The sequence below is a fragment of the Amycolatopsis sp. NPDC003676 genome (assembly GCF_053587275.1).
The window spans coordinates 40,323-54,747 of sequence record NZ_JBSFNS010000014.1 but is presented as its reverse complement, the minus strand read 5'-3'; the positions used below and the strand labels follow the sequence as shown (position 1 = coordinate 54,747).

At 68.9% G+C, this 14,425-nt stretch carries 12 protein-coding genes; 3 read left to right on the top strand and 9 right to left on the bottom strand.

Annotated elements, in window-relative coordinates:
• Positions 1–6: 6 nt before the first annotated feature.
• The 3 genes from ACWDNU_RS11950 to ACWDNU_RS11940 all read right to left on the bottom strand — a co-directional run bounded on the left by ACWDNU_RS11950 (position 7) and on the right by ACWDNU_RS11940 (position 2,974).
• Positions 7–744 carry an adenylyltransferase/cytidyltransferase family protein gene (locus ACWDNU_RS11950; RefSeq protein WP_449668801.1) on the bottom strand — a complete coding sequence of 246 codons (738 nt, stop codon included), beginning with the start codon at positions 742–744 and terminating at the stop codon, positions 7–9.
• 71 nt (positions 745–815) lie between these two features.
• Entirely contained in the window at positions 816–2,387 is a 1,572-nt protein-coding gene (locus ACWDNU_RS11945; RefSeq protein ID WP_449668800.1) for a 4-hydroxyphenylacetate 3-hydroxylase family protein, read from the bottom strand.
• Between the two features lie 23 nt (positions 2,388–2,410).
• Complete coding sequence (locus tag ACWDNU_RS11940; RefSeq protein ID WP_449668799.1) at positions 2,411–2,974, bottom strand: flavin reductase family protein; 564 nt, start codon at positions 2,972–2,974, stop codon at positions 2,411–2,413.
• A gap of 128 nt (positions 2,975–3,102) precedes the next feature.
• Between ACWDNU_RS11940 and ACWDNU_RS11935 the strand changes: the two genes are divergently transcribed.
• Positions 3,103–3,912: an IclR family transcriptional regulator domain-containing protein gene (locus tag ACWDNU_RS11935; protein WP_449668798.1), complete on the top strand. Its 810-nt coding sequence runs from the start codon at positions 3,103–3,105 to the stop codon at positions 3,910–3,912.
• 12 nt (positions 3,913–3,924) lie between these two features.
• On the opposite strand, the gene ACWDNU_RS11930 is transcribed toward ACWDNU_RS11935, so the two are convergent.
• Genes ACWDNU_RS11930 through ACWDNU_RS11915 form a run of 4 tightly spaced genes read right to left on the bottom strand, consistent with a single transcriptional unit; the run spans position 3,925 to position 8,573 of the window.
• Complete coding sequence (locus ACWDNU_RS11930) at positions 3,925–5,145, bottom strand: amidohydrolase family protein (RefSeq protein ID WP_449668797.1); 1,221 nt, start codon at positions 5,143–5,145, stop codon at positions 3,925–3,927.
• A gap of 46 nt (positions 5,146–5,191) precedes the next feature.
• A complete protein-coding gene (locus tag ACWDNU_RS11925) occupies positions 5,192–6,781 on the bottom strand; it encodes an ABC transporter permease (protein WP_449668796.1) in 1,590 nt (529 codons plus the stop codon).
• Positions 6,782–7,576 carry an ABC transporter ATP-binding protein gene (locus tag ACWDNU_RS11920; protein WP_449668795.1) on the bottom strand — a complete coding sequence of 265 codons (795 nt, stop codon included), beginning with the start codon at positions 7,574–7,576 and terminating at the stop codon, positions 6,782–6,784.
• Positions 7,563–8,573: an ABC transporter substrate-binding protein gene (locus ACWDNU_RS11915; protein WP_449668794.1), complete on the bottom strand. Its 1,011-nt coding sequence runs from the start codon at positions 8,571–8,573 to the stop codon at positions 7,563–7,565. The genes ACWDNU_RS11920 and ACWDNU_RS11915 overlap by 14 nt, the downstream gene beginning before the upstream one ends.
• 171 nt (positions 8,574–8,744) lie before the next feature.
• Here ACWDNU_RS11915 and ACWDNU_RS11910 point away from each other — a divergent pair, with 171 nt between their 5' ends.
• Both ACWDNU_RS11910 and ACWDNU_RS11905 read left to right on the top strand, forming a co-directional pair.
• Complete coding sequence (locus tag ACWDNU_RS11910) at positions 8,745–9,407, top strand: FadR/GntR family transcriptional regulator (protein WP_449668793.1); 663 nt, start codon at positions 8,745–8,747, stop codon at positions 9,405–9,407.
• Positions 9,408–9,542: 135 nt separating this feature from the next.
• The gene (locus ACWDNU_RS11905; RefSeq protein WP_449668792.1) at positions 9,543–11,582 is read left to right on the top strand and encodes a hypothetical protein; all 2,040 of its coding nucleotides are present in this window, start codon (positions 9,543–9,545) and stop codon (positions 11,580–11,582) included.
• On the opposite strand, the gene ACWDNU_RS11900 is transcribed toward ACWDNU_RS11905, so the two are convergent.
• Both ACWDNU_RS11900 and ACWDNU_RS11895 read right to left on the bottom strand, forming a co-directional pair.
• Positions 11,573–12,538: a M28 family metallopeptidase gene (locus ACWDNU_RS11900; protein ID WP_449668791.1), complete on the bottom strand. Its 966-nt coding sequence runs from the start codon at positions 12,536–12,538 to the stop codon at positions 11,573–11,575. The genes ACWDNU_RS11905 and ACWDNU_RS11900 overlap by 10 nt on opposite strands.
• A gap of 108 nt (positions 12,539–12,646) precedes the next feature.
• Positions 12,647–14,254: a M4 family metallopeptidase gene (locus tag ACWDNU_RS11895; protein WP_449668790.1), complete on the bottom strand. Its 1,608-nt coding sequence runs from the start codon at positions 14,252–14,254 to the stop codon at positions 12,647–12,649.
• Positions 14,255–14,425: the final 171 nt, after the last annotated feature.

Below are 14,425 nucleotides of genomic sequence, written 5' to 3'. Positions count from 1 at the left end.
GCGGGTTCACCTCGCGCCGACGAGATCCACCGCCGTGGGCCCGTCCGGTAAATCGGCGATCAGCAGGCCGGCCTCCACCGCGACAGTCCGGTCGCCGTGCGGGGTGTGCGCCCAGTATTTCCCCGGCGGCGGTAACAACGTGGTGCACGGCGTGAAGATTTCCCCTTCGACAGTCCCGTGCACCCGGTGCGGACGGCCGAGAACCGCTGCGGCACCAGCAAGATCGCCGGTCGTGACCAGCGTGCGAACCATCGTCGAGGAACAACCAGGAAGCAGGTCGACGGCGTGTGCGGTGAAGCCGCAGGCAGGCCCGAGCTTCCGCAACAGGGCGGTGTCCCCGGCTCCGCGGTGACCAAACCGGAAGTTGCTGCCCGTGACCACAGCGGTGGCGTGCAGGGCGCGCATCAGAACGTCCGCGACGAAATCCTCGGCTGACGTCCGCGCGAGGCATTCGGTGAACGAGAGCACCAGCACCTCGTCGGCACCGTGACTCCGCGCCAGTTCGGCACGATGTTCCAGCGTCGCCACCGGCCTGGTGTCGCGCGGCCGCCCGGCAATAGTCGCCGGGTGCGGGTCGAAGGTCGTGAGGACCACCGGCGCGCCGCGCTCCCGGCCGAGGCGCACAGCGCGCTCGAGCACGCGCTGGTGACCGCGGTGCAGTCCGTCGAAAACGCCGAGCGCCACGACGGACCGGCCCCAGCCGTCCGGCACCTCGGCGGTGCCGTGCCAGAAAACAGTGCTCACGCGAACCTCCCGAGACCGGACAGTGGTGGGAACCGCGGCGCCCCCGGGGAACGCGGAGGCGCCGCGGCGGATCAAGAACCCCGCTTCTTGAGGAACGAGACGTCGTCGTTGCCGATCAGGTCCGGCACGGTCCAGCCGTCGAGGTCGTATTCGGACAGGCACTGCTCGGCCAAGCCCTTCATTGACTCGGTGGTGCCCTGGGCCTCGGCGGCGAACAGCAGCTCCGCCTTGACGTTCTCGTGGTTGCCGGAGTAGTTGCGCTCGTAGAGTTCGTGCCGTCCGCCGAATTCCGAGCCGACCGCGTCCCACAGCGCCTTCATGACCTTGACCCGGTCGACCGCCTCGTAGCCGTTGGAGCCGCGCACGTACTTGTCCAGGTACGGCCGCACCTCGGGGGTCTTGAAGTCGACCGAATGCGAGTTGAGGTAGATCAGGCCGCTGGCCACGTCGGATTCGATGATCTCCTTGATGCGCGGGTACGCCTGGATCATCAGCATCCGGTAGGTGAGGCCGTAGTCGAGCTTGGGCAGCAGCGTCCCGTTGGTCCACTCGTCCGGATTGCGCGCCATCGCGTCGGCGAGCGCGAAGAACGTGTTGCGCCAGCCGACGACCTCGCCGACCCGGGTCTGCACGCCGCGGAAGTCCTTGCTGCCGGTGATCTCCAGTGCTTTGAGCAGCAGCCCGGCGATGAAGTCGATCTTCGTGGCGAGCCGGACGCAGCCGTGGAAGGTGAAGCGCGGGATGAAGCCGGAGACCGGGAAGAACCCGTTGATCTTCTCGATGTCGCCGTAGAGGAACACGTTCTCCCACGGCACGAGCACCTTGTCGAACACGAAGATGGTGTCGTTCTCGTCCATCCGGGAGGACAGCGGGTAGTCGAACGGGCTGCCCATCACCGCGGCCTGCTGCGTGTAGGAGGTGCGGCAGATGAGCTTCACGCCCGGCGCGTCCATCGGCACCGTGCAGATGAGCGCGAACTCCTTCTTCTTGATCGGCAGCCCGTAGTGGGCGATGAAGTTGTAGTTCGTGATGGCCGAACCGGTGGCGACGACCTTCGCCCCGGAGACGATCAGGCCCGCGTCGGTCTCCTTCTCGACCTTCATGAACACGTCGCCGACCTCGTCCGGCGGCAGGTTCCGGTCGACCGGCGGGTTGATGATCGCGTGGTTCCAGTACAGGACCTTCTCCTGCGACTCCTTATACCAGCGCTTCGCGTTGTCCTCGAACGGCGCGTAGAAGTCGGAGTTCGCGCCTAGCGTGCCGAGGAAGCTGGCCTTGTAGTCGGGGCTGCGGCCCATCCAGCCGTACGTCATCCGCGACCAGGTTTCGATCGCGCGGCGGTCGGCGAGCAGGTCGTCCACGGTGTGCGGGCTGCGGAAGAACGGGTGCGTGACGCCGCCGTTGCCGGTGTCGGTCGGCACGGTCAGCGCGTCGCGGGTGTCGGGCGAGTGCAGCGCGTCGTACAGCCGGGCGGTCATCCGGACCGGGTTGCGGAAGGCCGGGTGCGTCGTGACGTCCTTGACGCGCTCGCCGTAGATCCACACCTCGCGTCCGTCCTGAATGGACTGGATGTACTCGTCGCCGGTCATCGGCGCGGAAGCGGTGGGGGCGGCGGCCGCGGAGCGGTCCTGCTCGATGGTCATCGCGATGTCCTTTCGGATGAGGGTCAAGCCGCGTGCGGGCGCAGCGGGGTGAACGTGGTCGAGGCGCCGAACCAGCCCGCCTCGGGGCAGTCGAGCGAGCCGCCCCAGTGGGTGCCGGTCTCGCGGGGGCCGAGTTCGCGGAACGCGCCGGCGTAGAACAGCAGCGGCTGCCGGTCTGCGACGGCGATGTCGACGACTTCGCCGACCACGATCAGGTGGTCGCCGCCGTCGTAGGTGCGCCACGGCCGGCAGGAGTACACCGCGGCGGAGCCGACCAGGACCGGCGCGACCGGCCCTTCGGCCCACTCTGGCCCGGGATCGGCCGGGCGTCCGGCGAAGTGCCAGGCGGTGTCTGCCTGGTCCGCGCCGAGCACGTTGACGGCGAAGGCGGCGCCGTCGAGGTAGCTGCAGGCCTTCGATTGCCGGGTGAGCGTGACCTGGCACAACGCGGGTTCGAGCGAGACCGCGGTGAACGCGTTGACCGTGGCCCCGTGCGGGGCGTCCTGGTCGTTGCGGCAGGTCACCACGGTGACCCCGGTGGCGAACCGGCCGAACGCGTCGCGCAGTTCGCGGGACGGAACCGTCATCTCGCACCTCCTCGTGCGATGTACGCTATGCGTACGAAGTGAACGCTATGCGTGCAGTGAGAGGAAGGATGCATCAGGAGGCGGCGGAGGTCAAGGCCGTGCCCGGAGCGGGTGAAATACTGCGGAGCGTGACGGCAGCCGGAAACGAGCGCGACTTCGTGCAGAGCCTGGAGCGCGGGTTCGCCGTGCTCCTCGCCTTCGACGAGGAGCGCACCAACCCCACGCTCACCGAACTGGCGACGGCGACGAACCTGTCGCGTCCGGCGGTGCGCCGCCTGCTGCTGACCCTGCAGCGGATGGGCTACGTGACCAGCGACGGACCTCGCTGGTCGCTCACCCCGCGCGTGCTGACGATCGGCCAGCACTACACGGCGACCCGGGCGATGATCGACCTGGCGCACCCGCACCTGCTGCGGCTGGCCGAGGCGACGGGGGAGTCGGCGTCGCTGGCGGAATTCGACGCCAACGAAGCGGTCTACGTCGCGCGGGTGCCGGTGCGGCGGATCATGAGCATCAACGTCGCGGTCGGCACCCGGCTGCCCGCGCACGCGACCTCGATGGGCCGGGTGCTGCTGGCGTGGGCGGGGCCGGAGCGGATCACCCGCTACCTGGAGGAGGTGCCGCTGCGGCCGTACACCGCGCGCACCGTCACCGATCCGGCGAAGCTGCGGCTCGAACTCTCCGCGGTGCGCGACGCCGGTCTGTCCGTTGTGGACGGAGAGCTGGAGGAGGGCCTGCTGTCCGCGTCGGCCCCGGTGCGCGACCGGACCGGTGCGGTCGTCGCGGCGCTCGCCTCGTCGACGGCCACCGGGCGGCTCGCGCCGGAGCGGCTGCGCAAGGAAACCGTTCCGGTGCTGCTCGAAACCGCGGCGGCGATCAGCACGGACCTCGGGTACGACCCGAGGCCCGCGCCGGTGCGGCGAGACGGCTTCTACTGATCTCTCGGCCGGTTACCCGATCAGGGAAGGACTTTGCGTGAGCACCCCGTCGCGCGCGACGATCCTTCCCCGCTTCATCACCAGACTGCGCGGAGGCGGAAGCACGACGAGTTCGCCGAGCGCTTCTCCTGGCAGCACAACAAGATCAGCGACATCGCCTGCGGCAAGATCGGCCTTCTCGTAACCGAAAGCAGCCCGCCCCCGCTGGGAAGTCATCGACAGCGCGAACTCCAGATCCTCGTCGCGGCGGAAGTAGGACTTGTACGACAGCATCATCGCCCGCGCGAGGATGTCGCCGTCGCCCCACGGCGACCAGCGGCTTCGCGACGAATCCGAACCGAGGCACATCGGGACGCCGAACTCGGCCAGCCGCCGCACGTCCGGCACCGGCAGGAGGCCGTGCACGCCGACCGCGACGGCGATTCCCGCGTCGGCCAGGACGTGGCTGGTCTCGGCGAGCTGGTCCGGCGTCGGCCAGGGCTCGGCGAGGCAGAAGACGTCGCACAGGGACACTTTCCCTTGCAGGCCCAGCGCTTTCGTGCGTTCGGCGATCTGCCTGATCAGCCACCGGCCGAGTTCTCCGGTCTCGTGCAGGTGGAAGTCCACCGCGACGCCGTACTTGCCCGCCAGCCCGAAAACGGTGTCGAGGGAGGCCTTGGCGTCCCCGTCGATTCCGGCCGGGTCGACTCCGGCGACCCCGTCGATGCCGAGCTTGAGAGCTTCGTCGAGGAAGTCGGCGGTTCCGGGATGGCTGAGGACGCCGATCTGCCCGAAGGCGATGATCTCCAGATCGACCTGTTCGGCAAAAGCCGCGCGCACCTCGAGCATCCCGTGCACGCCTTCGAGCCCGATTTCCGGAGCGACATTGGCGAAAGTGCGCACGTTGGTCGACCCGTGGCGGATGCATTCGGCGAGGAACCGGCCGCCGCGCAGCGCGCTGGGCGTCGTGGTTTCCCGCCAGTCCTGCAGCGTGTCGGCGAACATCTGCTCCATCGTGATGGCCTCAGACGTGCGCCGGACCCACGGTTCGCCCCACAGGCTCATGTCCAGGTGGGCGTGCCCGTCCACGAAACCGGGGAGGACGATCTGGCCGGCCAGGTCGATCCGCTCCTCTCCGTCCTCGGCGGGCGGCGCCGTGGCGAGGACCTTCGCGATCCGTCCGTCCTCGATCACCAGCGTCTGTGCCTCCGGGGCTCCGTTGAGCCGCCCGTTCGTCAGCACGGTGCGTGGCATTGCTTCTCCTCTCCGCCCGCGTCGAGGGACGCGGGGTCAGCGGCATTCAGGAGCGGCGGGCGGCCAGTCTGGCTTCCGCCGCGGCGGCGAGGTGGTACGCCGCGAGCGAGGTCAGCAGGATCAGGAAGACCGCGCCCCAGATGAAGTCGTAGTCGTAGACCGCGGCGGCGACGGTGAGCGTCGCGCCGAGGCCGCTGCCGGTCGACAGCCATTCGGCGACCATCGCGGCGCCGATCGAAACGGGAATCGCGATCTTGACCGACGCGAGAAGCCCCGGCAAGGCATAGGGAATCCGCAGCCGCAGGATCGTTTGCCAGCGCGGTGCTCCGGCGGAGCGCAGGATGTCTTCGGCCGCGGCGGGAATCGCCCGCATGGCCAGCAGGACGTTGACGACAGTCGGGAAGAAGGTCATCACCGCGATCAGCACGGTGACCGCCACCAGACCCCGGCCGAAAACCAAGGCGAGCAGCGGGATGATCGCGAGCATCGGAATGGAGCGCAGCGCGACCGACACGCCGAGGACCGCGCTTTCGACCGCCTTGAACTCGAAGGCGGCGATCGAGACCAGCACCGCGAGCACGACGCCCGAGAACAGGCCGAGCCCGGTGTCGCCGAGCGTCCGGAGCAACTGGCCGAGCATGTACGGGAGCGCCTGGGCCGATTCGGCGTCCGTGGTGCCGAGCGAGGTGTGGCCGTGGAGCAGGTAGGGGAGGACGCGGTCCGGGGCCGGGGCGATCGAGGACGCGCCCGGCAGCAGGATCGCCACGCCCCACCAAGCGGCGAGGATGACCGCGAGGGTGCTCACCAGGCTGAGCCCGCCGCTAAGCAGTCGCCGGGCCGCACTCGGTTTCGGCGCGGCGCGTTCGGCCGCACCAAGGGTCGTCTCGACCGAGCGCAACGCGGGAACCAGCAGTTTCGCGATCAGCGGGATCGCGGCGTAGCAGATCGCGGCGAGCAGCGACGTCACGACGAGCAGACCCCAGAGCCGGGCCACCTGGAACGCGCCCTGCGCCTGGATCATCGCCACGCCGAGGCCGTGCTCGGCGCCGAGGTACTCGCCGATGATCGCGCCGAGCAGCGCGCTCGGTGCGGCGATCTGCAGTCCGCCGACCAGATTCGGCAGCGCGGCGGGGATCCGGGCGCGACGCAGTACGGTCCATTCGCTGCCGCCGGCGGCGCGGATGACGTCGACCGAACCGGCTCCGACGGACCGGAGTCCTAAGAGGACGGAGGCGACGGTCAGGAACACCACCGACTGGGCGGCCAGGATCACGCTCGGCGTCCCGGAGGAGAACAGGATCGACAGGATCGGCGCGACGGCGACCAGAGGCAACGCGATCGCGGTGACCGCGAACCGTTCCAGCACCCGTTGCAGGATCCGGTACCGGGACGTCAGCAGGGCGGCGGCGATCGCGAGGACGTTGCCCCACAAGAACCCTTGCGCCGCTTCGCTGATCGTCGCGGCGATGTTGGGACCGTAGAAGCCGCGGTCGCTCCACATCTGCCGGAGGAGTTCGACCGGTGACGGAACGACGCTGGCGTACGGGCCGGACAGCGAGACCAGGTGCCACAGCGCGATGACGACGACAGCGGCGAGAGCGGCACCGCCGTATCTGCGGATCGTGCGCCGGGGCATTCAGCTGCCCGCCGGGTTCTCGAACAGCACCGCCGACAATTCGTCGCACAACTCGTGGAACTTCGGTTCGCGCAGCGTCGCGGCGGTGCGCGGCCGGGGGAGATCGATCGTGACGACCTTAGAGATCGTGCCGGGTCGCGGGCTCATCACCACGACGGTGTCGCACAGCAGCACCGCCTCGGAAATGCTGTGCGTGACCAGGACGGTCGTGGTGCCGCGGTCCAGCCACATCCGCTGCAGTTCGAAGTTCAGCCGCTGCCGGGTGAGATCGTCGAGCGCGCCGAACGGTTCGTCGAGCAGCAGCAGGCTCGGGTGGTTGATCAGCGCGCGGGCCAGCGCGGCTCGCTGCCGCATGCCGCCGGAAAGCCGGGACGGCCGCGATTTCTCGAAGCCGGACAGGCCGACCAGATCGATGAGCTCGGCGACGTCCCGCGGGTCCGGCGTTCGCCGGGCGACCTGCAACGGCAAGGTGATGTTCGCTTCGACACTGCGCCAGGGGAGCAGGCCCGCGTCCTGGAAGGCGACGCCGATCCCGTGCTGCGAACGGAGTTCTCGCGGAGCGGTGCCGTTGACGGAGATCGTGCCGGACGTCGGAGTGTCGAGGTCGGCCAGCATGCGCAGCACGGTGGATTTGCCGCAGCCGGACGGGCCGATGATCCCGGCGAACGCTCCCTTCGGCGCGGTCAGTGAGAACTCGCGGACGGCTTCGACCTGCTGCTTGCCGTCGTGGAAGGTCTTCGTCACGCAGGACAGGTCGAGGCCGCCTTGGGCGGCCATGGCGTCAGAAGAGTTCATTGGTGAACAAGGAGGGCGAAGTTTTGACACCGACGATGTTCTGCAGCGCGTTGACGGTGTCCTTGATCAGCGCGTCGGACATGGTGAGCACCGGGCCGCCCGCTGTCGGCTGCATAAACGGCTTCATCGCTTCGAGCGTCTTGACCTGCGAAGTCGCCGTCAGGCCAAGGGATTTGCCGTACTTCGTCACGGTCGTCTGCGCGGCAGCGGCCGGATTGCCCAGCGCGTCCTGCCATCCCTGTTGGCTCGCCGCGACGACTTTCTTCAGCAACGCCGCCTTGTCCGGATCCTTCAGCGCGGCACCGGTGGTCACCAGGACGTCCTGCATCCGGTTGAAGCCGTAGTCCGCCAGCAGCATGGTGTGCGTCTGGGTGCCCTTTTCGCCGAGCGTCACCGGCTGATTGGTCGCGATGCCCCACAGTGCGTCGATCTCGCCGGCGACCAGGGGAGCGGGGTCGAAACTGATCGGCACGAGCGTGACTTTCGCCGGGTCGACGCCGTTCTTCCGGAGGAACGCCAGCGCGGTGTTCTTGCCGGACAGCGTGATGCCGAGCTTCTTGCCGACGATGTCGCCCGGCGTCTTGACCGGTGCTTTGGCCAGCGAGACCCAGCATTCGGGGCTGCGCTGGAACTGCGCGCCGACGATCTTGAGGTCGTTGCCGCGCTGCGCGGCGTTCGCGACGTTCTCCGGGACCGGTTCGACCGCGAGCAGCGCCTTGCCGGTGAGGACGATCGGTTCCGGGCTGGTCGTCGGGCCGCCGGGGAGGATCTTCGGGGTCAGGCCGTTCTTCGCGAAGTGCCCGTTCTCTGCGGCCATGAAGAAGCCGGAGTACTCGGCGTCCGGGACCCAGCCGAGCTGAAGGCTGAAGTCCTGGCTGCCTGAGCTGCCGCCGCAGGCGCTCAGCAGCGAGGTCGTGCCGAGGAGGGCCGCGCCGCTCCCGGCCAGTCTGAGCGCGTCGCGCCGGCTGATCCCGGCGCGGGGGAGGTTGTCGTCCACGCTTGCTCCTCTGCCTGCAGTGGTCGGGTGCCGTGGACGAAGGCTAAGCTCAAAACCGGACAGAGGCAATACCGGTAATACCAGTTTGCTCCGCCGGTCGCGGCCGGCGGGAGCGGCCTAAGCTGCCGTGGCGGGGGAACCTCCGGCACGACAGGGGAGAAGGAGGAGGCGGTGGCCTTCAGCACGCAGCGCGCGCGGGTGGCGGACGAGCTTTTCCGGGGCATCCGGCACGGCAGGTACCCGGGCGGGAGCAAGCTGCCGTCGGAGCGGAGGCTGGCGCTGGAATTCGAAGTCTCGCGGCCGGTGGTGCGGGAAGCGCTGGGGATGCTGAGCTCGCTGGGACTGGTCGAGATCCAGGTGGGCCGGGGCGCGTTCGTGACCGAGAAGGACGTGGCCGCGCAGTCGCAGGAGGTGCAGCGTTCGCTGACCGACATCGACCTGGTGCGGGAAGTCCTGGAAGTCGGAGCCCTCCAGCTGGCCCGTCGGCGCGGGGTCTCCTCCGAGGGCCAGGCAACGGTGCGCGAGGCGCTGGAACGGCTGGAGAAGACCGTGGAGGCGGGGCAGGAACTCAGCGAATCAGACCATGCGCTGCACCGGGCTTTGGTGCAGGCGACGGGGTCCGAATCGTTGATCCGGCTGTGGGACGAGCACACCGCGGAGATCGAGCAGATCGTGCAGATCGATCCCAAGGGACATGTGATGGATCGGGACGATCTGGAGCGGCATCGCTTGCTGGCGGGCGGAATGCTGGGCGGGGACGTCGACGCGGCGGTGGAGGTGTGCCAGTTTTTGCATGAGGCGTACCGGGATTTCCTTCGCCGATTGCTCGGCTGAGTGCGGGATTCCGTTCTCTGCTCGATGTTTTCCGGCGAATGACGGAGAACTGGCCACATCGGACTGTGCACCGCCGTCGCGCCGGGACACCGCTGCCGCCGAAAATTGTCGGACCCCGCCGCTACCTTTCTTGGCATGACGCTTCTGGAGTTCCGCGAGGACGACGAGTACTCGCCCGAATACGGCACCATCGTGCTTCGAGACGTGTACCGCGACAAGACTTTGCCCGCGCTGAGCAACGAACTTCTCGGCGAAGGCGGGACGGAGACGTCGTCCGGCACAGTCGCGACCGCGGGCGACGGCTGGCTGCACGCCACGGCGAGCCGCTTTTATCAGGCAATCCGCTGCGAAGCGCACGACGGTCCGCCAGAAGTGCAATTCGGGAGCTGGGAAGACATCGTCGAGTCGCCCTTTCGCAGCCGTTCGGGGATCGCGGGACTGGGATGGTTGACGGGCGGGACGCTCAGCGCGGAACTGAGTCTGGGCGCGAACGGGTTTTTCCGCGTCCGGGTGTGCCGCAAACCGGCGGAAGCGGGCGAGGAAGGCGACGTCTGGCTGTTTCAATTCTGGCCGCAGGAGGTCCTGGAACCGCCGCGGTGGCTCAAGCGCACCCGTCCGGCGATTCACCCGGAGGATCCGGGCTGGCGGCAAGTGTTCGGGCACGACGTCATCGAAGTGTCGTGGTATTTCACGCTCGTCGGCATGCTGCGCCCGGACGGCTGGCTGGACGAACCGTTGCCCGGCGAGGAGCAGCCGTCGGAGAATGTGTGCGCCCAACTGGGCGTCGACCCGCCGCGCACGCGTCGGGACGCGATTCCGCTGCTGGTCGCCGCGGGGCTGCTCGTGGAGGACGGCGACGGCGGATACGAGGCGGGAACGCCGCGGCGGGCCACGGAAGTGCTCGACCTCCCGGACGAACTGGCGAACCGGATAGACGCCGCCGCGATCCGTGCCGGCTACGCCTCGCTGGCGGCCGACCTGGTCAGCATCGCGGCCTGGTCGAATCCGGCGCACGTAAGGGATTTGGCTGAGTTGCTGGCGGTGCCGGAGGAAACCGTCGAGCCATTGCTCGCGTACGCGGTCAGCGACAAGCTGATCCGCCGGGAAAACGGTGCCGTCACAGCGCTTCCTCGCCGACCGCGGCCGACCCGGCCGGTACGCAGGCGGGTCAAGACCGTGCGCAGGGAGGAACCAGCGACCGCGGCCGGTTCGCCGCCGGAAGCGGGGTTTGTGTCCGGCGACGGCACAGTTGTCGTGTGGCGCGCGGGGGAACCGGTGGCCCTCGGCCGGGTCGAGAGCGACTATCGCTACCGTGCGTTCGAGACTCTGGCAGGCGTTTACGTCGCCGCCTCCGGCGGGCAAGGACAGCTGATCGACTGGGCCGGTGCCGCCAGCCAGGTGCCGGTGGACTTGGGCATGCTGCCGGTCCGCAGCGTCGACGGACGCTGCTTGGCCGGTGTGGAGACGCACATCGGCCGGCGGACGTGGGACCAGGTGCATGTCTTCGACGTGGCCACCGAAGAAGTGTGGAGCCTGCCGAAATCAGCCGAGCTGACCCGAACAGTCCTGGCCATCCACGACGGCTCCGTGTACTTCACCACCAGGTTGGGAGACGGGACATTCACCGCTTCCCGCTGGACGCCAGGCCAGGAACCGGTGGAGTTTGCCTCGGCACTGCATCAGCTTGACCCGCTTTCCGGCGCTCAAGTGCGCGAAGAAGCCGGGGAGGCAGCGGTGTTCAGGGCGTCTGGGGAGCGGCGGGCGTTGCCGGAACCCCATCGCTGGCGCTTCGTGCCGGGCGGCGCGTTGATGCATTCGACCGGCTACGAACTGCCCGCGGTGGAGGTGCTCGACCTGGCCGCCGGGACAACCGCCGAATATCCGCTCCCCGAGGGCTGCGACACCAGCGGCACCCCGTCGACCGCGCCGATCTGGGAAACCCCCGGCACGCTGGTCTTCTCCCAACCGAACCGCGGGTCGACCCGCCGCATCATCCGGTGGCACTTACCGCGAAACGCGTTCGAGCATTTCGACCTGCCCGAGATCGCGGGGTACCGCCCGTTCCTGGTCGAACCGATCCTCGTCCGGCAGGCCGATCCCGGACAGCCGGACGCTCCAGGCCGCCGTCCTCGTGGCGACGGCCCGGAGCAGCTGTCCGATCAGGTTCAGCGATGAGCCGTCGCAACCGGCGTGGCGACAGCCAGCTTCCACACCGCGTACCCGATCGCGTCGGAGTTCTTCTCCAGCGGCGTGTCCGGGATGTTCGCCGTCGTGTCGCAGGCGCGGTGGTAGCAGTTGTCGAACGGTGCGCCCGCCGTGCCGCCCCACTTGTCGGCCTGTTCGTAGCTCTTGATGTCGCCGGCGCCGGTCGCGAGGCCGCCGACCGGGATGCCCGCGCGCTTGAACGACGCGTGGTCGGACCGGCCGTCGCCTTCGGTGTCTCCCTCGGTCTCGATGCCGATGGAGGCGAAATACTCGTCGAAGACGGCCTTGACGGAAGCGACGTCGTCGTAGACGAAGTAGCCCCAGTTCTTCGAGCCGATCATGTCGAAGTTCAGGTAGGTCTTGATCTTCGCGCGCTCGGTGCTCGACAGGGTGCTCACGTAGTACCGCGAGCCGACCATGCCGGACTCCTCGTCGGCCCACCACGCGAACCGGACGCGCTTGGCCATCGCCGGGTTCGTGCGGGCCAGCGTCAGCGCGACCTCGAGGATCGACGCGCTGCCGGAACCGTTGTCGTTGATGCCGGGGCCCGCGCTCACCGAGTCGAGGTGCGCGCCGAGCATGAGGACCTGGTTCGCGTCGCCCTGCGGCCATTCGGCGATCAAGTTCTGCGACTGGCCGGTGCAGCTCGTGCAGGTCTGCCGTTTCGTGGTGTAGCCCGCGTTCTTGAGCAGGTTTTCCACATAGGACACCGACGCCGCGTAGCCGCCGCCGCGCGGCGAACGCGTGCCGCCGTTGTTGCGGGCGATGGTCTGCAGCTGGTTGAGATGCGTCTTGATGTTGGCCAGCGAGATGTCCGGCGCGGCGAGCGTCGAGGCGGGCGCGGCGGTGGCCGCGGGCACGGTGACGACGCCCAATACGGCCACCAGGGCGGTGACCCCGGCGCCGAGTCTTGTCTTCCACTTCATGGCGGTGCGTTCCTTCGGTTGGGGGAGCGGGGATTCCGGGGACGGGGACTGCCTGACGAGCGGCCGGGTCCCGCCGGTCAGCGGGGAGCGGGACCCGGCCGCGTCAGGTCAGGGCCGCGCCGTGCAGGTCGGCTCGCCGGAGACGGCGGGCACGGAGACGGCGTTCCAGGCGGCCTTGGTCGCGTTGAATTCGGTGCAGCTGCCCGGGTAGAGCGCGATCGCGGCTTCCAGCGTCGCCTTGCGGGCGGCCCGGTGGTTCCACGACGAGGTCTTCTTCAGCAGGCCGTTGTAGAAGATCTTGGCGGCCTTCTGAATGCCCACCCCGGTCACGCTGCTGTTGTTGCACGTCGGGCTGGCCGGCTTGCCGCTGCCCGGGTTCGAGCCTTCGGCGAGCAGGTAGAACCAGTGGTTCTGCGGGCCGGCCGCGGCGTGCACCTCGGTGCTCGGGATCGACGAGGAGTAGCAGTTCGGGTCGCCGACCTTCGACGGGTTGTACATGTAGCGGATCGGGCCCTGGCCGACCAGGTTGACGCCTTCGCCGACCTCGTAGTCCGGCCGGTCCTTCGCGTTGTTCGCGTACGCTTCGGTCATCGCGCCGAAGATGTCGCCGGTCGACTCGTTCAAGCCGCCGTTCTCGTTGCCGGAACCCGCGCCGCCCGGGGTGGTCTGGAAGATGCCGTGCCCGAACTCGTGGCCGACGACGTCCATCGAGGTGGCCTGGCGCCGGTTGTCCTGCGAGTGCCCGAAGTGCGTCGAAGAGCCGTCCCAGTAGGCGTTGACGTCGTTGAGCCCGACGGACGCCGGGTAGCCCCGGCCGCTGCCGTTGATGCCGTTGCGGCCCAGCCAGTCCTTCAGCATCTTCCACTCGGTCTGGACGCTGAACAGGGTGTCGACGCAGCCGGTTTCGAGGTTCGTGCCGGAGCCGTTGCCCCAGCTGTTGTCCGGTCCGCTGTAGACAGACCCGCCCTCGCGGCCGCAGCTGAGGCCCGGGCGGCCGGGGTCGCGCATGGAGTAGGTGGAGCCGGACTGCGTCGTGTCGATCGATACGGTGCCGACGTAGTAGCTGTTGCCGGTGCCCGCGGCGTTCACCGCGTTCGACTGCGGCTGGGACTTGGCCCCGGAGCTGAAGGTCTTGATGTCGTCCCGCTTGTCGAGCACCGCGCCGGTGGCGGCGTCGACGAACACGTGCAGCTTGCTCGGTGCCGTGGCGGTGCGCCCGGAGACGACTACCTCGTAGGCCAGCCTCGGATTCGTCCCGGCCAGCACCACCTTTTCCGGCGTGCTCACACTGTCCACAGTGGGCAGTTGAGCGCGCGCGGCGGAAGCGGCCTTCGCGGCGTCGAGAACGGCCTGCGTCCCCACGGAGATGGGCGCGGTCTCCGCGGCGCTGGTGCCGCGGACGTTCCCGGCCCCGTCCGCGACGACGACCGCGTCCCCGCCCACGACCCGCAGGCCTTGGTAGGTGCGCTCGTAGGCGCCGTAGAAAAGTCCGGCGTCGCCCGCGGTCAGGCCGACGCGCCGGAACGCCTCCGCGGGGCCGCGGCTGAGCGCGGCGAGCCCGGAGGCGACCGCTTGATCAGCGGCGCGCGCGGCGGCCGCGTCCGGGGACGCGGGCTGGGCTTCCTGGGCCGCGCTGGCCGGAACCGTCGGCAATACGAGCGTCATAGCGAGCCCGGCGGCAGCCGCCAGGCCCGTCGTGAGTCCGCGATGGGGCATCGAGGTCTTCCTTCCATGAAGGCAGGACGATGGGTGCGGGGAGAGGGAACGTGTCCGGCCGCTTACGGTGGGTATGCGGCCGAGCACAGTCGAGTAAAGGATCGGCGCATCGGGGCGTCAATGCTCCAAACGGACCAACGGTATGTTCAGGATTCGCCGGTCAATTCGTAT